Raw genomic sequence first — 21,655 nt, 5'->3', positions numbered from 1 at the left:
GGCCGCCCCCGCATTTTCAAGGGGAGAATCCATGACCGAGGCGAGGCATGACCACCTCAGCCGCAGGACCTTCATACGGCTTACCGGAGGTGCCGCGGCCGTCGCCGCCGTGGGGATCGGCGGGCCCTTCGCCGGGCCCGCGCACGCCGACGGCGTACCCACCGCCCTGCCCTTCGAGTTCAGGACCAGCGGCTACACCTGCGCGAGCGATGTGCCGGACGCGATGCAGCCGTGGCGGGACCGCAAGGCGGAACGGGTGGACACCGCTCCGCACGACGCCGAGGGCATCCGGATGTTCGAGGTGGACGGGAAGCTGTACGACCACCCGGTCGGCCAGATCCAGTTCGGCCTGCAGAACATCTGCAGCTACCGCCAGACCAAGGACAGCTTCTACCTCGACCGGGCCAGGGCCCAGGCCAAGCGGCTGACCGACCGGCACGTGGAGGCGCGCGGCGCCTGGTACTTCCCGTACCCCTTCGACTATGCCCATGCCGTGCACACCGGGATCACCTACAAGGCCCCGTGGTACTCCGGCATGGCCCAGGGCGAGGCGCTGAGCCTGTTCGCACAGCTGGCACAACTGGACGGGGTCTCGGCCGAGGAGCGGGCCGGCTACCGAGCCGCGGCCGACGGGGCGTTCGCGTCACTGCTGCGCGCGGACGACGCCAAGCCCTGGGTGGTCGCCAAGGACGGCGCGGGTTACCTGTGGATCCACGAGTACCCGATGGACGCGCCGGGCACGTCGGACTACACGTACAACGGCTTCATGTTCGCCACGCTCGGCCTGTGGGACTACCACCGGCTGACCGGGAATCCGCTGGCCGAGCAGCTCTTCGACGGCGCGCTGACCACCTTCAACGCGTACTTCCCGAGCATGCGCAACAAGGGCTGGCTGTCCCACTACTGCCTGACCCACAGCATCGCGACCTCGTCCTACCACCCGGTGCACATCAATCTGCTCCGCCAGCTGCACTGGCTCTCCGGCAGCGTGCGGCACGCCTATCTGTCGGATGTGCTGATGGACGACTATCCGCACCCGCATCTGGGCGCGGACGGCGGCACCGTCGCCATCGGCGCGGGCGCCTACACCTTCTACAAGTTCGACGGCACGGGAGCGGTCACCGCGACCAAGGACGTGTCCTTCACGCGTGACACCCAGGCGCCCGCCTCCCAACGGGTGCGCATCGAGGGACGCGGCATCCACTATCTGATCAAGGAAGGTGCCTACACGGGCTGGTACCTGCCCGAGTACTTCCCGAAGGTGTATCTGCTGGGCGAGTGGTTCCGGTCCCTGTACCGGCCGCAGCGGGTCGCCACCTTCCCCGCGAACCTCAGCATCACCTGCACCAAGGTGGCCTCCGACGGCACCGTCGAGGCGACGAGGACGGTCGAGTTCGCCAAGGACTCGAACGCGCCCTTCGACCGCAGGTCGATCGTCAACGGCCGGCCTATGGTACAGATCACCGCGGGCGCGCTCACCGGCTTCTGGGCACCCTGCGCCCAGGTCCTCACCGACGGGCGCTGACCGGTGCCGGCCCCTCGCGGGCCGGCTCCGGCTCCCGCCGCACCCGCTCCGGCCGCAGCATGATCGCCCGCGAGACGACAAAGGTGATCGGGACCGCGGCACCTGCCGCGATCAGCGGGGCATAACGGCTGCCGAAGTGCAGCACGTCCACCAGCAGATAGACGCCGCTCGTGGTGACGACGAAGTTCGCGGCGTTGGTGAGCGGGAACAGCAGGAACTTCCGCCAGGTGGGCCGGGTCCGGTAGGTGAAGTACGAGGTCAGGAAGAAGGACCCGACCATGCTGAGCGCGAAGGCGACGACATGGGCCGCGACATAGGGCAGCCAGGTCAGCAGGGCCAGATACAGGCCGTAGTACGTCCCGGTGTTCACGAGCCCCACCAGGGCGAATCTGACCATCTGGACCTGGACTGTCATCGTCTTACGAGCTCCCCCGTGCGTTTGTGCCGGTCCGCTTCCCGCTGCCCGGGAAGACCGGCGTTGGTGGCCTTCACCAGGAAGTGCGGTCGCCGCTTCACCTCGTAGTAGATACGGCCGACGTACTCGCCGACCACCCCCAGCATCAGCATCTGGACGCCGGCGAGTGCGGTGACCGCCACCAGAAGGGTGACATACCCGGGGGTGTCCACGCCGTTCACCAGGGCGACACCGACGATCCAGGCGGCATACGCCATGGCGACGGTGACCAGGAGAAGCCCGAGATAGACGGCCGCGCGCAGCGGCTTGTTGTTGAAGGAGAGCAGTCCGTCGAGCCCGTAGTTGAGCAGTTTTCCGAAGCTCCATTTGGAACGGCCCTGCTCACGCACCGCATTCTCGTACTCAAAGGTCGTGGTGCGGAATCCGACCCAGGCGAAGATGCCCTTCGAGAAGCGGTTGTACTCGGTGAGTTCGAGGATCGCGTCCACGGTACGGCGCGACAGCAGCCGGAAATCGCCCACGCCGTCGACGAGCTCGACATCGACAAGGCGGTTGATCAGCCAGTAATAGGCCCGCGCGGTGACCGTGCGAGTGACCCGGTCCCCTTTGCGGGTGCGCCGCGCGATGACCTGGTCGAAGCCCTCCTCGTGCAGCTGCAGCATGCGCCTGACCAGCTCCGGAGGGTGCTGGAGGTCGGCGTCCATGATGACCACGGCGTCGCCGTCGGCATGCTGGAGACCGGCGAGCATCGCCGCCTCCTTGCCGAAGTTGCGGCTGAAGGAGACATAGCGGGTACGAGGGTCGGCCCCGGCGATCTCCTCGAGGAGAGGCAGGGTTCGGTCCTGGCTTCCGTCGTCCACATAGACCAGCTCGAATTCCTGCCCGAGCAGGGAGAGTTCCGCGGTCACATGGTCGTGGAAGCGGCCGATGATCTCCTCTTCGTTGAAGCAGGGAACGACTATCGAGATCAGCACGGAAGAACGACATCCCACCCGAATGTCCGAGGTGGATTCCTCACATGACGCGTAGGCGACCATCCAGTGAACTGGGCTTCCCGCGGCCTGTTTTCACGATCGGCGCTGGCATATTCGAGTAATCATGACTCTGCAATCCGCGCGCGGCCGTGCCGCCGCCATCGCCGCGCTGATCACCGTGGGGACTGTCTGCGCCGGTGACGCCGTAGCCCGCAGCTTCCCTTTCGGGCCGAAGACCCGCAGCGTGAACGACCTCGGGAATCAGTTCGTGCCGTTCCACGCCCATCTGTGGGACCTGCTGCACGGCCGGGCGGACGGCGGGCTGCTGCTCAACTGGCAGTCCGGGTACGGCACCAGCTTTCTGCCGGACCTCGGGACCTATCTGACCAGCCCCTACTCGGTACTGGTCGGGCTCTTTCCGCGTGACGGGATCGACCTCGCCGTGTATGTCATCACGCTGCTGAAGATGGCGACGGCGGCCGCGGCCATGACCTGGCTGCTGTTCCATCTGCACCGAGGCGGACGAGAGAGCGGACGCTGGTGGATGGCGGCGGTGCTCGGCGGCTCGTACGCACTGTGCGGCTGGTCGGTCGTCGAGGCCTCGTACAACCCCATGTGGATGGACGGCCTGGTCGCCTTCCCTCTGCTGTGCCTGGCCGGTGAGTGGGCGCGCACGGGACGGCGGCCGCTGCTCGGCCCGGTGATCGTCGCGGTGGCGTGGATCGCCAACTTCTACACCGCCTACATGGCGACCATCGGGGCCGCGCTGGTGCTCGCGGTGCGGCTGCTGCTCGCGGATACGGACGTACGGGAGCGGATGCGGGCGCTGCTGCGGGCCGCCCGGACCGTGCTGCTCGGGATCGCGCTGGCCGGGCCCGTGCTCATCCCCGTCTTCCTCGGCTCCCGGCACGCCTATCCGGGGTGGACGAAGCAGTTCGCGCCGGCCGGCTGGGCCGATGTGTTCGCGCGCACGCTGCCCGCGACGTACAGCTTCTTCACTCCAGCCGTCTTCCTGGGCAGCGGTGCGCTGCTGCTGGCGTGCACGCTCGTCTTCAACGGCGCGGTCCCGCGCCGCGAGCGCTGGGTGTGGACGGGGCTGGCCATGGCGGTCGCGCTGTCCCTCCAGTGGGCGCCGACGCATCTGGTGTGGCATGTCTTCGCGACGCCCAATGGCAGCCCGTACCGGCAGACCTTCGTCTTCGCCGGAATCCTGGTGATCGCCGCATGGGTCTGTCTCTCCTACGACTGGCCGGGGCGGCGCGCCCTGCTCGGCGGCGGCGCCGTGGTGACGGTGATCGCCCTCGGGGGCGCCACCAGTGCGCTGGTCACGGTCTGGACGTTTCCGCTGTTCGCGGCCGGGTTCGCGGCGGTCGTCGGCGGTCTGGTCCTGGCCGGGCGGGGCAGGTACGCCCCTCTCGCCGCGTTGCTGCTCAGCGGCGCTCTGATCGGGCAGGCCGCGGCGACCACCGCATACGCCGACCGGATGCGGCTCGGCAGGCTGGACGACTACCCGGCCTGGGGCGAGCCCCACAGCGAGCGTGCGGCGGCCGTGGCGAAGGCCGACGGCTGGCCGCGCTACCGCACCGACCCGGGCCGCGACCAGCTCACCGGGAACGATCCGGTCCTGGTGGGCGGCCAGGGCGGCTCGTACTACAGCAGCCACACCCCCGATGTGTACACGCGCACGCTGGCCGCACTCGGCGCGGGCTGGACGTCCAACGGCCGCAGTGTGCAGTCGCTCGACAACCCGGTCACGGACGCGATCTTCGCCGTCGGCGCACGGGTGCGCACCACGCCCGGCGCGCACCCGGACGTGATCCGGGCCGACCGGACGCCACCACTGGTGACCGCGCGGCCGCCCGGGGCCGAGCCGCGGTACGACTGGAACCCCTTCCGCAACCAGGAGAGGCTTCTCGGCTCGCCGGTCTACAGCGCCCCCGCGGGCGGCTCCTGCCCGGTCGGCAGCGAGGTCTTCCTCTGGGCGCCCCACTACACCGGCAGGGCCGGGCTGGGCGACTCGCCCTGGGTGACGCTGCGCGGCGGACAGCCCAAGCGGCGTGCCGCGCTCACCTCGCTCGGGACGGTGAACTCGCCCGGCGAGAAGGTCCGTTACAGCAGGGACCCGCACCGCACCACTCTCGGCTGTCTGGACCGGGCGAAGCTGACCGCCGCCGTGAACCGGCTGAAGAGGACGGGCGCGGTCTCGGTAGAGGTCACCGACAGCGGCGTACGGGCCGAGCTCCCGCCCGGCACCAGGGGGACGGCCGTCCTCGCCGCGCCCCGGATCGCGGGCTGGAACTGCAACGGCAAGCCCGCCGGCTCCTACCTGGGGCTCGTCGCCGTACCGCTGGACGGATCGTCGAGGACAGTGGACTGCTCCTTCCGCCCGCCCGGCCTGAAGGCGGGCGCGGCACTGGGTGCCGCGGGCCTGCTGGGGCTCGTACTGCTCGCGCTGCCCAGGCTGGGGAAGCGCTCGCGCCGCGCTCCAGGGGCCCCCGATACCACTGGCATCACGAGCAACAGCCAACTACAGCAAGCACATTGACTGTTCATCAACTCGTGATCTTCCAGTGGATCTTGTTCATCCGAAGGCCACCGCACCGTTCACCTGTCGACGCCTAACGTCCAGACCATGACAAGGACTTCACCTGGTTCACACATAAGGCGCACGGCACTCACCGCCGCCCTTGCCGTGGCTCTTCCGGTGCTCGTGGCGCTGCCCGCAGGCACCGCACAGGCGGCCAACGCGCCGGTGACCTGCGCCGCCACCGGCCCCACGTACACGCTCGATTCGGCGGGCAAGCTGTACCGGCAGGACATGCCGACCCCGCTGACCGGCGCCGCCGTGCCGACCGGCAGCGCGATCGACACCACGTGGACCGGCTACGGGCAGATGATGGCCGGACCCGGCGCCACGTTCTACGGGATCAAGTCGGACGGCCTCTACTACTCCCACCGCATCAGCTCGTCGGCGACGTGGGACGTGCACCACAAGAAGATCAGCTCCGGCTTCACGGAGTTCAAGGCCGCAGGCAGGACCGATGAGATCACCATCGACCGCGGCGGCTACATCTGGACGCTGGCCGGCACCACCGGCGGTCTGCGCTGGTACAAGTACGACGCCGCCGCCGGGGACTTCATCACCGGCAGCGGAAAGATCGTCGACATGGGCTGGGACCGCTACGACGCGATCTACGCCGGCGACAAGGGCGTGCTGTACGGCCGCTCGGCGACCGACGGCAAGCTCTACCGCTCCCGCTACGACGTGACCAGCCAGCGCTGGATCGAGCGGCACGTCCTGGAGTCCGCGGCCGACTGGAGCGACTCCAAGGCGATCACCTCCTTCGGCGGCGACACCCTCTTCCGGGTCAAGGGCAACGGCGCGGTCACGTACTACCGCTTCGACGAGGGCATCCGCGACTTCCCGGTCTACAACAAGCAGATCGAGTCGAGCGGCTGGGCCGCGTTCACCTCGGTGTCCGGCGCGCCCGACGCCTGCCGGATCGATGTCAACCACACCCCGGCCTCGCCGTCCATGCCGCTGGAGAACTACAGCCGCGCCTCGGTGATGCAGTCGTCCGCCGGTTCGCTGGAGTTCGCGTACACCGACAACATCGGCCGCCTCGTGCACGGCCGGATGGCGGACGCCTCCAACATCAACGATGTGCTGTGGACGACCATCTCCGGCAATGAGGCCTTCAGCGGGCAGCCCTCGCTCGCCGAGCACACCGACGGCCGCGTCGTCGTCTCCGCGCACAACACGTCCGGCAGCGTCTGGCAGCGCAACCAGGCCGCCAAGTCCAGTTCCGACTGGGGCAGCTGGATCAATCTGGCGGGCGCGATGGCGCAGCACGTCGTCACCGCGAAGACCCCCTCCGGTCTCCTGGTGCAGTTCGCCGTGGACGCGGACGGCAAGCCCTGGTACCGCATCCAGCAGCGCGCCAATGTGGACTTCATGGGGTGGACGCCGCTGGCCGGCTCCGGCTTCAGCGGTCCCTTCACCGCCGTGACCGTACGGGACGGCATTCAGCTCTTCGGCAAGAACGCGTCCGGCGTGCTGAGCACGGCGCTGTTCAAGGAGGCCGGAACCCTCTCCGCCTGGTCGGCGCTGGGCGCGCAGGCCATCACGGGCACGCCGACTGCTGTCGTCTACCCGGGCTACCGCATCCGGCTCTTCGCGACGGACGGCCTCGGCAAGGTCGTGACCGCGTCCCAGTCCGCCGAGGGCAGCACCTACAGCGAGTGGACCGTCCTCGACGGGCTCACCGCCAAAGGTTCCCCCAGCGCCGTGATCTCCCCGCTCACCGGCCTCACCGAGATCGTCGTACGCGGCGAGGACGGCTACACCTACAGCACCGGTGAGACCACCCAGGGCAGCGGCACCTGGCGCGCCTGGCAGCAGGCCTCCTTCGAGGCCTCCGCCACCGAGCCCACCGCGTTCACCTACACCAACGCGACCGGGCCGACCTGGGCGTACTCGTTCCGCACGGCCGACAACCAGACCCGCATCTACCAGGTGCAGCAGACCGCCTCGCTCAGCGCGATGCGCGCCGGGGACAAGGCACCGGCCTTCACCGGCCGCGCGCTGCCCCGTCCATAACCGGTACACCACACCGGCCGCCGTCCGGTCCTTGGGGGACCGGACGGCGGTCGGCATCCTGCCCGAGGTCGTACCGAGAAAGGCCCGAAATCCCTTGGCTCACACACGAACCCGGCTCAGCACCGCCCTCGCGGGGCTGAGCCTGCTGCTCGCGGCCACCGCCGCCCCGTTGATCACCGCACCGCCCGCCGCCGCCAGCGGCACCCAGAAGTCCACCGACGCGCTGACCGGCACCGAGCAGATCCTCTTCCGCTCCGGCACCGCGGGCTACGGCTGCTTCCGCATCCCGACCCTCGTCCGCACCAAGGCGGGCACCCTGCTCGCCTTCGCCGAGGGCCGCAGATCCCCGTCCTGCGCCGATCGCGGCCCCATCGACATCGTTGCCCGCCGCTCCACCAACGACGGGCGCACCTGGAGCCCGATCCGTGGGGTGCTCTCCGGCAGCGAGAGCGACCCCCATGCCCCCTACACCCGCGGCAACCCGTCGCCCGTCGCCGACGAGATCACCGGCGACGTCTTTCTGCTCTCCACCTCGGAGCCCGCCACCGCCGAGCCCGGCGGCAAGCGGCTGCCGTGGGTGCAGCGCAGCACCGACGAGGGCATCGGCTTCGGGGCGCCCGTGCCGCTGCCCCGGTTCAGCGGTGCCGACAAGGGCTGGTTCGGCACCGGGCCCACGCACGGCATCCAGCTGAGGCAGGGCGAGGCCAAGGGCCGGCTGGTGGTCGGGGCGTACGAGAGCCCGACGCCCACCACGCAGTACGTCGGCCTCATCTACAGCGACGACCACGGCGAGAACTGGAAGACCAGCCAGAGCGCGAACTCGTACGAGAAGGACGTACTGCTGCCCGGCGAGCCCGCGGTCGCCGAACTCGACGACGGCGGCATCTACATCGCCGCCCGCAACAACACCGACGCCGGGCACCGCACCCACGCGGTGAGCACCGACCAGGGCGCCACCGTGCCCGCGCAGCGGCTCGTGCCCGGGCTTGTCACCCCGCAGGTGCAGGGCTCGGTGCTCGCGCTGCGCCAGACCTACCGCAGCACGCCGGGCGACACCCTCGTCCTCGCCGCGCCCTCGCACCCCACCGACCGGCAGAGCATGCGCATCCGCTACTCGACGGACCGGGGCGCCACCTGGCGCGACGCGTCGGGCGGCCAGATCAACAGCAGGCGCGCGGGCTACTCGGACCTGGCCGAGCTCGGCGACGGCCAGCTCGGGCTCGTCTACGAGGGCGGCGCCGACTTCTCCGCGGCGAACATCTACTTCAACCGCTTCACCCCGTCCGCTGTCGGGGTGCCCGGCACCTTCACCGGCGCCCTGAATCCGCAGCCTTCACCGCCCGCCGGGCGCACCACACCCGACGCGGGCCCCGAGGCCAACGACGCCTATCTGGGCGGCAGTGCGACGCTGGGTGCCGGCCGGTTCGGCCAGGGCCTGGTCCTCGGCGGAACCGGCGACCTGGCCGATCTGCCGTACACACCGTCCCTCGATCCGGGCGCGTCGGACGTCACGTACTCCCTCTTCTTCCGCTACTCCGCCACCGCGAGCAGCCCGCAGCAGGCGCTGATGTGGGCGTACGGATTCGGCGCGGGCAAGCCCCAGCTGTGGGTACGCGCACAGCCCGCGCAGGACCGGCTGTTCGCCTGGGCCGAGACCGACTCGGGCTCGGTGCAGCTTCCGCTGCCCGACCCGGGGGCGTCCGTCGCCTACGGCGACGGCGCATGGCACCAGCTGTCGCTGGTGCGCTCGGCCGGGCAGTTCCGGCTCTCGGTGGACGGCGGGGTGCCCGCGCTCGGCGCGGGTGTGACCGGCTCGCTGACCGACTCCCGCGCCAACGGCGTCGACGGCATCCGGCTCGGCGCCAAGCCGGACGCGGGCGCCGGCGAGTACTTCACCGGATCGATCGACGAATTCCGGCTCCACCGCACTGCTCTGACGGATGCCCAGCTCGCCGGGCTGCGTACCGCCAACAGCGCGCCGGACGCCGCGGCCACCCAGTCCGTGCGGCTGCCCTTCCAGGTGACGGACACGGCCGAAGTGCCCGCGCTCACCCCGGTCGCCGTCGAGGACGACGTCTCCGGCCACTGCGCCGACGGCACCCTGCTCGGCGGGCTGCCCACGAAGACCTCCGGCCGCATCGGCAAGGGCGCGATCGGCGTCTCGGCCACCCGGCCGGGCGTCGAGGTGCCGTACGTCCCCGCGCTGGGGGTCGGTGCGGACGACTTCACCTACACCCTGTGGTTCTCGCACTCGGCGACCGCGTCGAGCGCGAACTCGGCGCTGCTGTGGGCCTACGGCTCCACCTCCGGGCAACCTGCCCTGTGGGTGCGCGCCCAGCCCGCCCAGGACCGGCTGTTCGCCTGGGCCGAGACCGCGGCGGGCCCGGTCCGGATCGCGCTGCCCGACGCGGGAAGCTCGGTCGCGTACGGAGACGGCCGATGGCATCTGCTGGCGCTCAGCCGCAGCGGCGGCACGCTGCGGCTGAGCGTGGACGGGGGCGCGGCGGCCGAGGCGGGCGGTCTTTCGGGATCGCTGACCGCCGCCGCGAACCCGGAGGGCGTCCGGGTCGGCTCCAAGCCGGGCGGCACCGACATCCTCACCGGCCAGCTTGACGACCTCCGGCTCTACGGGCGGCCGCTGACACCGGCAGAGGTGCAGAAGGTGGCGGCCTCCGCGACGGGTTCGACGGGTGGCTATCCCGCCGACCGGCCGGATCTGTGGTGGTCCATGGAGGCCGGGAACACCGAGGTCCATTCGGTGGCGCGGCCCGCCGCAGGGCCCGCGACACCCGACTCGTCGGCGCACTGCAACCACGCCCATGTGCGCGGCGGCGCGCTGCCGTCGTCCTGGGCGGGCAGCGGGCGGTTCGGCTCCGGGCTGGCGCTGGACGGCACGGACGACGGGGTCGAGCTGCCCTACGGCGCCGACGAGGCACTGGGCGGAGCCGACTTCACCGTCGCGACCTGGCTGAAGTACACCGCGGGACCCACCACGGGCAGCCAGGTGATCGCGTGGTCGTACGGAATGGGCGGTACGGAACGGCAGTTGTGGCTGCGCGCCCAGCCCGCCCAGGACCGGCTCACCGCGCTCCTGCAGACGGACACCGCCACCGTCCAGCTGTACGGAGCCGACAGCGGCAGCGCGTCGGGCTTCGGCGACGGCGCCTGGCACCATGTCGTGCTCAGGCGCTCCGGCACTGTGCTGAGCCTGTCGGTGGACGGGAAGGTGCTGGACGACGCCACGGTCCCGGCCGGTTCGGTGACGTACGGGGACAGCTTCGCCGTCTCCGGGATCCAGTTGGGCGCCAGGCCGGACGGCGTGGAGCACTTCAAGGGCTCGCTGGACGAATTCCGGCTGGTGCGGCGGGCATTGAGCGACACGGAGCTGACCGCGCTCAGGTCGTCGAACGCGGACACCGGGACGGCCACCACGGTCCGGCTGCCGTTCGAGACGCTGTCAGCGCAGGGGTACGCCCGGATGTGATCCGCCGCCGTTGAACTGCTGCTGCCTCTCGAGCGCGCGACGCAGCTCGACCGGCAGCGGGTGGTACGGGCCGTACGCACGATCCGCGTCGTGGAGCAGCCCCTGAAGCTGCCGCCGAGCCGCCGTGTGATCACCCACCGCGAGCAGCAGATTCCCGATGCGGTGGCGCACATCGAAGGCGCGGGCGGGGTCGGCGGCCTGCTGGTTCTCGTAGTACGGCAGCACGGCCCGGTACTCCGCGAGCGCGGCGGCCGCCTCACCCAGCTGTTCCAGGCACTGCGCCGCGTCGTAGCGGTAGTGCAGTGTCTGCGGGTCGGCCGGGCCCGCCTCGGCACTCCGGTCGTCGGCGAGCCGTCGCAGCTCGGGCAGCGCACGCCGGTACTGCCCGTCGTCCAGCAGCGTCGCCGCGTACTGCTTGCGCAGGATCCGTACGACCGGGGAGTGCTCGCCGTGCTCGGCGGCGGCCGCCGGGAGGATGCCACCGAGGATGTCCACGGCCCGGGTGATGCTGCCCTCGCCGAGGAGGCGCTTGGCCTCGTCGACGGCGGCCGCGACATCCGGGCGGGGAGCGGGCGGCTCCGGGGGCGCGGCGGGCGGCGGGGTCGCCACCCGGTCCGGCCAGGGGGCCTGCGGGCGCAGGAAGGGGCGGGTCGGATCGAGCGGCCCTCCCCCGGGACTCCACCCGGGCGCACCACGGCTCGGCAGCAGCGGCACCAGGGCCTCGTACACCTCCTGTGCGCCGGACGGGCGGTGCTGCGGGTCCTTGGCGAGCAGCCGCAGGACGAGCGCTTCGAGCGGCTCGGGTACCTCTGGGCGCAGCTGGCGGACCGGGAGCGGCGGCTCGTAGAGATGGCGGTGCAGCACACCGAGGGCGGTGGAGCCCGCGAACGGGACGTTCCCGCTCAGCAGTTCGTGCATCAGCACGCCGAGTGCGTAGAGGTCGGTGTACGGGCCGACCGCGCCGCCCATCGCCTGCTCGGGGGCCATATAGGCGGGGCTGCCGATGGGTGATCCGGTGTGGGTGAGGCGGGTGGTGTCCACGTCGATGACGGACGCGACGCCGAGGTCGAGGACGGTGAGGGTGCCGTCGGGCTTGACCATCACATTCCGCGGCTTGAGGTCGCGGTGGACGATCGGCACGGCGTGCACGGCAGCGAGCACCGCGCACAGCTGGGCGGCGACGGAGACGGCCCACGGCCAGGGGTACGGCTCGTGCTCGGCGAGATGGTCGGCGAGGTCCGCGCCCTCGACGTACTGCATGACGAGATAGAGGTCGTCCCCGTCACTGCCCGCGTCGTGGACGGTCACCAGGCCCGGGTGCGAGACCTGCGCGGTGACCCGGCACTCGCGCACGAACCGGCGGCGCATCTCGTCGGCGGCGGTGGCGGCGGCCATGCGGTCGGGGCGGAGCAGCTTGACGGCGACACGGCGGTCGAGGCGGCTGTCGTATCCGGTCCAGACCTGGCCCATGCCGCCCTGGCCGATGACGGTCGAGAGCTCGTAACGGTTCGCTATGACGCGTCCGTTCACCGGCCCTGCCCCCGGTCCTTCTCCTTGCGGAGGTAGTCACTGAGCTCGTCGAGCTCGGCGCGGACCTGGTCGATGCGGGGCTTGTCCGGTGCCGGTGCCGGTGGTTGGGGTTGGGGTTGGGGCTGCACGGGCGGATAGGTGTAGGTGGGCTGGGGCTGGGGCGGCAGGCCGTAGGGGGCGGTCGGCGCGGCGTACGGCGGGGGCGGCGTGCCCCAGGCCCGGGGCTCCTGGTAGTGGCGGATGTCGGCCACCAGATAGTGAATGGGCACCCCGATGGCGAGCCCGAGCAGAATCGGCAGGAACACATAGTCGAGGGCGGTCATCTCGTCCTGCTTGGACGCATCGATCTCGGCGTCGGAACCGAATGCACCGATGACGACGAACGCGGTGATCGCGAGGGCGAGGCCGACCCAGAACAGCAGCCAGTCGAGCCGCCGGCGGCGCATGATCGCTATTCGTAGCATCGTGCCCCAGGCGAGGATGCCGAAGCTGAGCAGCGCGAGCGCCACGAAGAGCACGCGCATGGCGACGAGCAGCGCGGTGGGCGGTCGCTTGGGCTGCGGCGGCGCATAGCCGTGGCCGTGCATTACTGCTCCTGAAGGCCTGGGGACGAGGCAGATAGAGGATGAGCGTATACACCGACACGGACAAGGGGTCCCGGGTTGTACCGACCCGTTGTCCGATGCGTCACGCTCCGGCTCTCACTCCGGTGTGACCGTGCCGTCCGTCAGCCCGTCGTACAGCCCCTGTACGAGCTGCTCGCCGAGCCGCCCGGCCTGCCTGAGCGCGTCCTCGAACTCGGCGAGCGCCCGGAAACGTTCGCCGTAGCGCTGCTGGTCGGCGAGCGGCAGCCGGGGCAGCTGGAGCCGGCGCACATCGAGCCGGGTCGCCGTGGAGGCATAGCTGCTGGCCTGCCGGTTGTTGGCGGTGCCGCGCAGGAAGCCGGCGAGGAACCAGGGGTCGAGCGCGGCCGGATCGGGGTGCAGCAGCTGGAGGTTACGGCCCAGGGCCGCTCCCGCGGTGGCCTCGTCGATGACGCGTACGACGGATCCGCCGCCGAGTACGGGCACGACGACATCGCCCTCTTCGACGCGTACGGGCTCCTCGTCGGGGCCCTCGGGGAGCGTGCCCGAGGGCGCGGTGCCGGCGAGCACGTCCTGCTCGGTGAGTACGGGCACGGGCCCGGTACTCGTACTCCTCCTCCTGCCCGTGCTGCCCATACTGCCCGTGCTGCCCGTGCTGCTCGTACTGCCTGTGCCGCCGGCGCTGAGCACCAGCGCGCCCGCGCGGGCCAGTTCGCCGACGGTGGTGGCGGGCCAGGGCGCGGGTTCCGCGTGGGCGGCGGGCGCGGGGGTGAGTTCTCCGGTCAGCCGGAGGGTGTCGGTGAGCCGGTCCCGCACCCGCAGCAGCTCGTCCGCGCCGCCGCCCGCCGCGGGGGGCGGCAGGTGCCGGGCGGGGGCCAGGTCCACGTCGTCGTCGAGGAGTTCGATGACGGGGACCGAGCGGCTGACGCCCGGCTGCTCCTCGGCCGTGCCGTGCTTCTCGAAGGGCTGCCAGGCGTCGAGTACGGCGTTGTGGACGGACTGCCAGTCGAGCTTGTCGCGGCCGCCGCCCGCCCCGGCGTGCTCCGCGGTGTCGACGAACAGCAGCTCGGGCGGGGCCGGCCGGCCCGGGTCGGGCTTGCGCAGCACCCAGATGTGCAGGGGGATGCCGTACGGGGGCGCGGCGCCGGCGGGCAGGGCGACGACGGCCCGCAGCGCACCGCGGCGCAGCAGCCCGGCGCGGATCCGGCGGCCGGAACGGCGGGACGCGGCGGCGGGCGGCATCAGCAGGACGGCGGCGCCGCCGGGGCGCAGCCGGGCGAGCGCGTGCTGGACCCAGGCCAGTTCGGACTCGGTACGGGCCGGGAAGCCGTACTCCCAGCGGGGGTCGTAGGCCAGCTCGTCGTGACCCCAGTTGCGTTCGTTGAACGGCGGGTGGCAGAGCACAGCGTCGAAGGCGGGCTTCGGGAACGCGTCGCCGCGCAGGGTGTCGCCCGCGCGGGCGCGCACGGTGGCGTCGCAGTGCAGGGCGAGCCGCAGTCCGGTGAGCGCGGCGAGGTCGGGGTCGGCGTCCTGCGCGTACAGCCCGGCGGGTCGCTCGACGGCCCGCAGCAGCGTCCCGGTCCCGGCAGCGGGGTCGAGCACCTCGCGGGCGCCGGCCCCGGCAAGCGCGGCCATGAGCGCGGCGGGCCCGGGCGGAGTGAGGGTGTACTGCCGCGGGTTGGCATCGAGGTAACGCCCCAGCAGAAACTCGAAGGCCTGGCGTGCGCCGAGTTCGGCGGCCAGCTCGGCGACACCACGCAGGAAGGGGACGGACGCCGGCAGCGAGGCCTCCGGCCGGGAGGCCGCCGCCTCTGTGAACAGTTCCGGGCGGGTCACCGAGCCCGCGTGCGCTGTGAACACCTCCGTGAAGAGCCCGACCGCATACTCGCCGAAGCGGGCCGTGAGCACCTGCTCCAGCGCGGCGGGCAGCAGCTTCGCCAGGCGCTCGTCCGAGACCGCCGTCAGCTCCAGCCAGTCCGGGTGACGGTCCCTCACGAGCAGCAGCGTGCAGCCCGCCTGCACCAACGCCGGTACAGGGCCCACGAGATGGCCCGACAGTTGTTGCCAAACCCTTTCACGGAGCGGGACTTCGGCGAGTTTTCCCTGGTCGCGGAGCCACTGCTCGACCTCGGCGAGTGCGAACGACGGGCTTGTCTCCGTGCCGCCGACCGGCTTCGGGAAGTCGGCGTGACGGCGCCGCCAGTTGCTGACCGCCGCGCGTCCGACTCCCGCCAGCCGGGCGATTCCGGCCGCGGTCACCTCGCTCGATTTCTCCGGCACCTGGCTGGCTCCCTCGCGTAAGCGCTGATCTGCACTTGCCTGTTGTGGCCGAGCATAGCGGCGTACCTGCGAGAAACCCCTTCACAGTGTGAGCAAATCACGATTCCGTGACGCACGTTGACTCGGTTCACAGCCTCTGCTCTTATTGACCCGTCGCCGCACGGCGCGCTGAACGGGGCTCATGACACGGTCCCGACCACACTCCATGTCCGGGAGGGCACCCATGTCCCACTCCACGCAGCAGCCCCAGTACGACCCGCAGCAGCCGCCCGGCGCGGGCCCCTACGCCCCGGCCCCGCAGCAGCTGCGCAACGGGCTCGGCACGGCCGCGCTGGTGCTCGGGATCATCGGCACCATCTCCGGCCTGATCCCCTTCTTCTTCTGGCTGGCCGGCATCCTCGGCCTGATCGCCCTGATCCTGGGCCTGGCGGGCCGCGGCCGCGTCAAGCGCGGCGAGGCCGCCAACAAGGGTGTGACCACGACCGGCGCGATCCTCGGACTGGTCGCGCTGATCCTCTCGATCGTCGGCGCGGTCATCACCTTCAAGGCCGTGGGCGACGCGGTGGACGAGATCAACAAGGCCACCTCGGGCACCACGGCGTCGAAGGCGCCGGCCGCCGCAAAGGGCGACACGGGCAAGGACGGCACGGCCGACAAGCCCAAGAGCGACGACAAGGCCGACCCGGCCGAAACCCTCGCGGCGGGCGACACGTCGATCTACGACGACGACCTGCAGGTCACCGTCTCCGCGCCCAAGGACTTCACGCCCAGCGAGTTCGCCGTCGGGCACACCAAGGGCCACAAGGCCTACGTGGTGACCGTCGTCATCGAGAACGCCGGCAAGGAGAAGTTCGACGCCACCCTGGCGACCGCCGAGGCGCGCGCCGGCAAGGACGGCGTCAAGGCCGAGCAGATCTTCGACGAAAACGTCGGCGACGGCTTCAACGGCAAGATCCTGCCCGGGAAGAAGGCCACGGTGAAGTTCGCCTTCGACGCCCCGGCCGACGCCAAGATCCTCACGGTCGAGATCAGCCCCGGCATCTCGTACGACGCCTCCCAGTGGGAGCTGACGCTCTGACCCCCCGCCGCCCCTCGGGCGAAGAGGCCGCCTCCCAGGCGGCCTCTTCTCGTTTCCCCGGCGCGGCTCGTTCCCCCGGCAGGGCTCGTCCCCCCGGCACGGCCTGGTTCAGCCGCCGCACTGCGTCAGCATCGCCCTCTTGTCCGCCGCCGTCACCGGCAGGTCGTACTTGAGCGCCACCTGCGAGAGCCGTACCGCGTACGAGCAGCGGATCCGCTTGTTGGGTGGCAGCCAGGACGCCGGACCCGAGTCGCTCTTCGAGCTGTTGGCGGAGCCCTCGACGGGCAGCAGATTCAGCGGATCGTTGGCGAGCTGCTGCCGCTTCGCCTTGCCCCAGCGGGCCGCGCCCATCTGCCAGCCGTAGGAGAGCGGAACGACATGGTCGATCTGGACCGCCGACGCCTGCTGCTTCTTCCAGTCGATGACGGTGCCGGTGTACGGATCGTTGAGCGTCATCGCGATGACCACGCAGTCCGAGCCCGAGCGGTAGCGCAGCCCGCGGCCGTCGCGGGCGAGCAGATCGTTCCTGGTGTCACAACCATTGCGTGCCAGCGGAACGCCGTCGGCCGAGTCCATCCAGGCGTAGCCGAAGCGGTCGCGTGCGTAACCGGTCTTGGGACCACGCCCCTTGGTGGCCACCTTCTCGATCAGCCGGCGGGCGGCGGCCCGGTCCTGCTCGGAGGTGAGGGCCCCGAGGCCGGGCTTCGTACCGTCGGGGTTGGCCAAGGGGGAGGTGCCGGTGGTGGCGGGGTCACCGGGCTTCGAGCTGTCCGGGAGTCCGCTTCCGCCGAGACCGTCTCCGTCGAGTCCGGTTCCGTCGCAACCGGTGAGCACGGCGACGGCGACCAGCGCGGCCGGGAGGGCGCGCGATATTCGTACCCCGAGTCTGTCCACCGTCGTACCTTACTGAGCCCAAGTCCGTTGCCGGCGCGCGGGATGCGCGGGTCGGGCGTAGCGTCGAAAACGTACAGGCCCGAGCAGAGGCCTCCCACCCCACCGGAGGCGACATCAGCAGACGGACACATCAGATACATACGCACACGCACCGCCCGCGGAGCCGAGCCGGCCCCCGCGGGCGGTGTGGCGTTCGGGGCCCCCGCCTGCCCGGGCCTCACACCGTGCCGATGCCGAGGGTCGTCTCGGCGGGCAGCACACCGGCGCTCAGCACCTCGACCCACAGCGTCCCGAGCAGCTCCGTGAGCCGGTCCCGGTCCTCGGCGCCGAGCGCCGCCCAGGGCGCGGCGGCCAGCTCGTCCGTACGCCGCTCGACCTCGGCCCGCAGTTCGCGCCCGGCCGGTGTGGCCGTGCGGCCGGTGGGCGACCGCGACCCCGAGGAGGTCTTCCGCGCTCTGACGGGCCTGACGTTCAGGTCCGGCTCCCACTCCGGGGACGACCCCCGGCCCCGGCGCGCCCCGGCAGCCGCCGAGGACGAGGCGTAGGTTGCCCGTAGGAGTTCTGTCGCGCTACGACCCCAGGATCGTGGTCAGGAACTCCCCCGTCCACGCCAGCAGTTCACGCCCCACCACCGGCTTCCCGCCGATCTTCCCCGCCGTCGGGCGCGGCACCAGCACCTGGTGCAGCGCCGGCTTGATCACCGTACGCGGATACAGGCGCTTCAGCCGCAGCTCCTGCGACTCCCTCAACTCCACCGGTGCGAAGCGGATGTTCGGCCCCTGGAGCACGATCTCGCCGACTCCGCAGGCGCGGGCCAGCATCCGCAGGCCCGCCACCAGCAGCAGGTTCTCGACGGGCTCCGGAAGCTTGCCGTAGCGGTCGGTGAGTTCCTCGCGGACCGCCTTGATGTCCTCCTCGCTGTTCGCCGAGGCGATCGCGCGGTAGGCCTGCAGGCGCAGCCGCTCGCCCGGCGCGTAGTCGTGCGGGACATGCGCGTCGACCGGGAGCTCGATCTTGACCTCGAGCGGGGGCTCCTCCTCCACTCCGCCGTCGACCGCGGCGCGGTAGTCCGCCACCGCCTCCCCCACCATGCGGATGTACAGGTCGAAGCCGACGCCCGCGATATGGCCGGACTGCTCGCCGCCCAGCAGATTGCCCGCGCCGCGGATCTCCAGGTCCTTCATCGCGACATACATGCCCGCGCCCATCTCGGTGTGCTGGGCGATCGTCGCGAGGCGCTCGTGGGCGGTCTCGGTGAGCGGCTTCTCCGGCGGATACAGGAAGTAGGCGTAGCCGCGCTCGCGGCCCCGGCCCACCCGGCCACGCAGCTGATGCAGCTGCGAGAGACCGAAATTGTCGCCGCGCTCCACGATCAGAGTGTTCGCGTTGGAGATGTCGATGCCGGACTCGACGATCGTCGTGGAGACAAGGACGTCGAACTTCTTCTCCCAGAAGTCCACCACGACCTGCTCGAGCGCCGACTCGGGCATCTGGCCGTGCGCGGTCGCGATACGGGCCTCGGGCACGATGTCGCGCAGCCGGGCAGCCGCCCGGTCGATCGACTCCACGCGGTTGTGGATGTAGAAGACCTGGCCCTCGCGCAGCAGTTCACGGCGGATGGCCGCGCCGAGCTGCTTCTCCTCGTAGGGTCCCACGAAGGTGAGCACCGGGTGGCGCTCCTCCGGCGGGGTGGTGATCGTCGACATCTCGCGGATGCCGGTGACCGCCATCTCCAAAGTACGGGGGATCGGGGTCGCGGACATCGTCAGTACGTCGACGTTGGCGCGCAGCTTCTTCAGCTGCTCCTTGTGCTCGACGCCGAAGCGCTGCTCCTCGTCGACGACGACCAGTCCCAGGTCCTTGAACTTTGTCTCGGCGGAGAAGAGGCGGTGCGTGCCGATCACGATGTCGACCGCGCCGTCCCGCAGCCCCTGAAGGGTCGCCTTCGCCTCCGCGTCGGACTGGAAGCGCGACAACGCCCTCACATTCACCGGGAATTGGGAGTAGCGCTCGGAGAACGTGCCGAAGTGCTGCTGTACGAGCAGGGTCGTCGGGACCAGGACCGCGACCTGCTTGCCGTCCTGGACGGCCTTGAACGCGGCCCGTACCGCGATCTCCGTCTTTCCGTAACCGACGTCGCCGCAGACCAGGCGGTCCATGGGGACCGTCTTCTCCATGTCCTCCTTGACCTCGGCGATGGTGCTCAGCTGGTCGGGGGTCTCCACGTACGGGAAGGCGTCCTCCAGCTCCCGCTGCCAGGGGGTGTCCGCACCGAAGGCATGGCCGGGCGCCGCCATCCGGGCGGAGTACAGCTTGATCAGGTCGGCCGCGATCTCCTTCACGGCCTTCTTGGCACGCGCCTTGGTCTTCGTCCAGTCCGCGCCGCCGAGCCGGTGCAGCGTCGGAGCCTCGCCGCCGACGTACTTGGTGACCTGCTCCAGCTGGTCCGTGGGGATGTACAGCCGGTCGCCGGGCTGGCCGCGCTTCGCCGGCGCGTACTCCACCAGCAGGTATTCCCGCGTGGCGCCCTGGACAGTGCGCTGCACCATCTCGATGTAGTGGCCCACGCCGTGCTGCTCGTGCACGATGTAGTCGCCCGTCTCCAGGGTGAGCGGGTCGATCGTCTTGCGGCGCCGGGTGGGCATCCGCTGGCCGTCCTTGCCGGCCGCCTTCTGGCCGGAGAGGTCCGTCTCCGTGAGAACGGCCAGCTTGAGCGCCGGGTCCACGAAGCCGTAGTCGATGGAGCCGCACGCGACATGGACGACGGACGGCGAGATTTCGCCGAGCTCCGCCTCCAGGCGGGCCGGGATGCCCTCGCCGCCCAGCACCTCGACAGTGCGGGCCGCGGGGCCGTGCGCCTCCGTCACGAACACCGTCCGCCAGCCGTCCGCCAGCCAGCCCTTGGTGTCGGCGAGCGCCCGCGCGGTGTCGCCGCGGTACACCTCCGGGGCGTGCATCCCCAGCTTGATCGTGTCGTCCGCCAGCTCCTCGTCCGCCGCGAAGGGGGACACGGACCACCACATCATGCCCAGCTCGCGCGCCCGGTCCCGGACATCGGCCATCCCCCACAGGGAGGCCGCGCCGACATCGATCGGGGCCACGCCCCCGCCGGCGGTCGCGGCCCAGGACGCCAGCAGGAACTCCTGGCTGGTGGCCACCAGGTCCGCGGCCCGGGTGCGGACCCGCTCCGGGTCGCAGACCACGGCCATGGACCTCTCGGGCAGCACATCGAGCAGCAGCTCCATGTCGTCGACGAGGACCGGTGCGAGGGACTCCATGCCCTCGACCGCGATGCCCTCGGCGATCTTGCCGAGCAGCTCGCCCAGCTCGGGGTGCGCTTCGGCGAGGGCCGCGGCCCTCTGCCGTACGTCCTCGGTCAGCAGCAGCTCGCGGCAGGGCGGCGCCCACAGCCCGTGCTCGGCGACCTCCAGCGAACGCTGGTCCGCGACCTTGAAATAGCGGATCTCTTCGACGTCGTCGCCCCAGAACTCCACCCGAAGGGGGTGCTCCTCGGTCGGCGGGAAGACATCGAGGATGCCGCCGCGGACGGCGAACTCGCCGCGCTTCTCGACCAGTTCGACCCGGGAGTACGCGGCGGCCGCGAGGCCGTCCACGACCTCGTTCAGATCGGCCTGCTGCCCGGTGCGCAATGCCACGGGCTCCAGCTCCCCGAGCCCCTTGACCTGCGGCTGCAGTACGGAACGGATCGGCGCGACGACGACCGAGACCGGTCCGGCGCTCGGGTCGTCCTTCGACGGGTGGGTCAGCCGGCGCAGCACGGCCAGCCGGCGGCCCACGGTGTCGGAGCGGGGCGAGAGCCGCTCGTGCGGCAGGGTCTCCCAGGAGGGGTACTCGGCGATGCCCTCCTCCGGCAGCAGCGAACGCAGCGCGGCCGCAAGATCCTCGGCCTCCCGCCCGGTCGCCGTGACGGCCAGCACCGGCCGGCCGGTCTCGCGGGCGAGCGCGGCCACCGCGAAGGGGCGCGCGGCGGGCGGGCCGACCAGATCGACATGCATCCGGTGACCGTCGCCCGCCGTCTTCACCGCTTCGGCTAGCGACGGGTCACGTACGACGGCATCGAGCAGACCGTGCAGGCTCATGAAGGGCTTCCATCCGAGGGCGAGACTGGGGCGGGGGGTGGGCAACGCGAACCGCCCGACACGTCGAACGGGCCGGGGGTCTCCAGCGTACGACGTGGGTGCGACACCCGCCGTCCGCTTCCGCGCCCCCGCACGCTCCGGCGTCCGCCACCCCGCTCGCGCGGTGGCGGAACCGGCAGGTCAGATGCGGT

The 21,655-nt window shown here is 71.2% G+C and carries 12 protein-coding genes and 1 pseudogene; 5 read left to right on the top strand and 8 right to left on the bottom strand.

What is annotated here, in order from left to right; genetic code table 11:
• Positions 1 to 31: 31 nt before the first annotated feature.
• Positions 32 to 1,525 (top strand): D-glucuronyl C5-epimerase family protein, encoded by a 1,494-nt coding sequence (locus tag ACQEVG_RS03145; protein ID WP_432976621.1) that lies wholly within the window; start codon positions 32 to 34, stop codon positions 1,523 to 1,525.
• Here the strand turns inward: ACQEVG_RS03145 and ACQEVG_RS03140 are convergent.
• A complete protein-coding gene (locus tag ACQEVG_RS03140; RefSeq protein ID WP_432976618.1) occupies positions 1,509 to 1,940 on the bottom strand; it encodes a GtrA family protein in 432 nt (143 codons plus the stop codon). The two genes, ACQEVG_RS03145 and ACQEVG_RS03140, sit on opposite strands and share 17 nt — an antisense overlap.
• On the bottom strand, positions 1,937 to 2,914 hold the full coding sequence (locus ACQEVG_RS03135; protein WP_432976615.1) for a glycosyltransferase family 2 protein: 978 nt from the start codon (positions 2,912 to 2,914) through the stop codon (positions 1,937 to 1,939). Before ACQEVG_RS03135 ends, ACQEVG_RS03140 begins: the two co-directional genes overlap by 4 nt.
• A gap of 124 nt (positions 2,915 to 3,038) precedes the next feature.
• Here ACQEVG_RS03135 and ACQEVG_RS03130 point away from each other — a divergent pair, with 124 nt between their 5' ends.
• The 3 genes from ACQEVG_RS03130 (at position 3,039) to ACQEVG_RS03120 (ending at position 10,998) form a co-directional block, all read left to right on the top strand.
• Entirely contained in the window at positions 3,039 to 5,459 is a 2,421-nt protein-coding gene (locus ACQEVG_RS03130; RefSeq protein WP_432976612.1) for a YfhO family protein, read from the top strand.
• An 87-nt stretch (positions 5,460 to 5,546) separates the two neighbouring features.
• Positions 5,547 to 7,514, top strand: coding sequence for a tachylectin-related carbohydrate-binding protein (locus ACQEVG_RS03125; protein ID WP_432976609.1), 1,968 nt, complete (start codon positions 5,547 to 5,549; stop codon positions 7,512 to 7,514).
• Between the two features lie 94 nt (positions 7,515 to 7,608).
• The gene (locus ACQEVG_RS03120; protein WP_432976606.1) at positions 7,609 to 10,998 is read left to right on the top strand and encodes a LamG-like jellyroll fold domain-containing protein; all 3,390 of its coding nucleotides are present in this window, start codon (positions 7,609 to 7,611) and stop codon (positions 10,996 to 10,998) included.
• On the opposite strand, the gene ACQEVG_RS03115 is transcribed toward ACQEVG_RS03120, so the two are convergent.
• From ACQEVG_RS03115 to ACQEVG_RS03105, 3 genes are all read right to left on the bottom strand, one after another.
• Positions 10,972 to 12,528: a protein kinase domain-containing protein gene (locus tag ACQEVG_RS03115; RefSeq protein WP_432976603.1), complete on the bottom strand. Its 1,557-nt coding sequence runs from the start codon at positions 12,526 to 12,528 to the stop codon at positions 10,972 to 10,974. The two genes, ACQEVG_RS03120 and ACQEVG_RS03115, sit on opposite strands and share 27 nt — an antisense overlap.
• On the bottom strand, positions 12,525 to 13,115 hold the full coding sequence (locus ACQEVG_RS03110; RefSeq protein WP_432976600.1) for a hypothetical protein: 591 nt from the start codon (positions 13,113 to 13,115) through the stop codon (positions 12,525 to 12,527). The genes ACQEVG_RS03115 and ACQEVG_RS03110 overlap by 4 nt, the downstream gene beginning before the upstream one ends.
• A gap of 114 nt (positions 13,116 to 13,229) precedes the next feature.
• A complete protein-coding gene (locus tag ACQEVG_RS03105) occupies positions 13,230 to 15,392 on the bottom strand; it encodes an N-6 DNA methylase (RefSeq protein ID WP_432976597.1) in 2,163 nt (720 codons plus the stop codon).
• 223 nt (positions 15,393 to 15,615) lie between these two features.
• Between ACQEVG_RS03105 and ACQEVG_RS03100 the strand changes: the two genes are divergently transcribed.
• The gene (locus tag ACQEVG_RS03100) at positions 15,616 to 16,470 is read left to right on the top strand and encodes a DUF4352 domain-containing protein (RefSeq protein ID WP_432976594.1); all 855 of its coding nucleotides are present in this window, start codon (positions 15,616 to 15,618) and stop codon (positions 16,468 to 16,470) included.
• Positions 16,471 to 16,578: 108 nt separating this feature from the next.
• Here the strand turns inward: ACQEVG_RS03100 and ACQEVG_RS03095 are convergent, their stop codons facing one another.
• From ACQEVG_RS03095 to mfd, 3 genes and pseudogenes are all read right to left on the bottom strand, one after another.
• Positions 16,579 to 17,364, bottom strand: coding sequence for an HNH endonuclease family protein (locus tag ACQEVG_RS03095; RefSeq protein WP_432976591.1), 786 nt, complete (start codon positions 17,362 to 17,364; stop codon positions 16,579 to 16,581).
• A 217-nt stretch (positions 17,365 to 17,581) separates the two neighbouring features.
• Positions 17,582 to 17,845 (bottom strand): annotated as a pseudogene (locus ACQEVG_RS03090) (helix-turn-helix domain-containing protein); the annotation flags it as partial.
• Positions 17,846 to 17,933: 88 nt separating this feature from the next.
• Positions 17,934 to 21,464, bottom strand: coding sequence for a transcription-repair coupling factor (gene mfd, locus ACQEVG_RS03085; RefSeq protein ID WP_432976588.1), 3,531 nt, complete (start codon positions 21,462 to 21,464; stop codon positions 17,934 to 17,936).
• Positions 21,465 to 21,655 lie beyond the last annotated feature (191 nt).

It is taken from the genome of Streptomyces sp. CA-135486 (assembly GCF_050936555.1).
GTDB lineage: Bacteria > Actinomycetota > Actinomycetes > Streptomycetales > Streptomycetaceae > Streptomyces.
This window is presented reverse-complemented; position numbering and strand designations above follow the sequence as displayed.

Excerpts from the sequence above, each read along its gene's own strand:
- ACQEVG_RS03145 (WP_432976621.1), top strand. The coding sequence starts at position 32 with ATGACCGAGGCGAGGCATGACCACCTCAGCCGCAGGACCTTCATACGG.
- ACQEVG_RS03140 (WP_432976618.1), bottom strand. The coding sequence starts at position 1,940 with ATGACAGTCCAGGTCCAGATGGTCAGATTCGCCCTGGTGGGGCTCGTG.
- ACQEVG_RS03130 (WP_432976612.1), top strand. The coding sequence starts at position 3,039 with ATGACTCTGCAATCCGCGCGCGGCCGTGCCGCCGCCATCGCCGCGCTG.
- ACQEVG_RS03125 (WP_432976609.1), top strand. The coding sequence starts at position 5,547 with ATGACAAGGACTTCACCTGGTTCACACATAAGGCGCACGGCACTCACC.
- ACQEVG_RS03110 (WP_432976600.1), bottom strand. The coding sequence starts at position 13,115 with ATGCACGGCCACGGCTATGCGCCGCCGCAGCCCAAGCGACCGCCCACC.
- ACQEVG_RS03100 (WP_432976594.1), top strand. The coding sequence starts at position 15,616 with ATGTCCCACTCCACGCAGCAGCCCCAGTACGACCCGCAGCAGCCGCCC.
- mfd (WP_432976588.1), bottom strand. The coding sequence starts at position 21,464 with ATGAGCCTGCACGGTCTGCTCGATGCCGTCGTACGTGACCCGTCGCTA.